We start from the raw sequence: 929 nt of genomic DNA, 5'->3' as shown, positions 1-929 counted from the left end.
TTAGCTGCTTGTGGTCAAAAGGAAAGCCAGTCAGGTAAAGGGATGAAAATTGTGACCAGTTTTTATCCTATCTATGCTATGGTCAAGGAAGTATCTGGTGACTTGAATGATGTTCGAATGATTCAGTCAAGTAGTGGAATTCACTCCTTTGAACCTTCAGCGAATGATATTGCAGCCATCTATGATGCAGATGTATTTGTCTACCACTCGCATACGCTCGAATCTTGGGCAGGAAGTCTGGATCCCAATCTAAAAAAATCTAAAGTTAAAGTTTTGGAAGCATCTGAGGGAATGACCTTAGACCGTGTTCCTGGTCTAGAAGATGTGGAAGCAGGTGATGGAGTTGATGAAAAAACGCTCTATGACCCTCATACTTGGCTAGATCCGGAAAAAGCTGGTGAAGAAGCCCAAATTATCGCTGACAAACTTTCAGAGGTTGATAGTGAGCATAAAGAAACTTACCAGAAAAATGCGCAAGCCTTTATCAAAAAAGCTCAAGAATTGACTAAGAAATTCCAGCCTAAATTTGAAAAAGCGACTCAGAAAACCTTTGTAACCCAACATACGGCCTTTTCTTATCTAGCGAAGAGATTTGGACTTAATCAACTTGGTATTGCAGGCATCTCTCCAGAACAAGAACCAAGTCCAAGACAACTAACAGAAATTCAGGAATTTGTTAAAACCTATAAGGTTAAAACGATTTTTACAGAAAGTAATGCTTCTTCGAAAGTAGCTGAAACTCTTGTCAAATCAACAGGTGTGGGTCTTAAAACTCTGAATCCTTTAGAGGCAGATCCACAAAATGACAAGACTTATCTAGAAAACCTAGAAGACAATATGAGTATTTTAGCAGAAGAATTGAAATGAGGAGATTATGAAAATCAATAAAAAATATCTAGCTGGGTCAGCAGCTGCACTTGTTTTAAGTG

Annotated in this window: 1 protein-coding gene; it reads left to right on the top strand. The window is 38.5% G+C overall.

The window, feature by feature from the left end; genetic code table 11:
• Nucleotides 1-867, top strand: an 867-nt coding sequence (gene adcAII / locus CBI42_RS10905; RefSeq protein WP_142294114.1) for a zinc-binding lipoprotein AdcAII, incomplete at its 5' end; no start/stop codon positions are given.
• Nucleotides 868-929 lie beyond the last annotated feature (62 nt).

Source organism: Streptococcus sp. KR (genome assembly GCF_002238115.1).
Classification (GTDB): Bacteria; Bacillota; Bacilli; order Lactobacillales; family Streptococcaceae; genus Streptococcus.
Note: the sequence above shows the minus strand (reverse complement) of the source record. Positions and strands in the feature narration are given on the sequence as shown.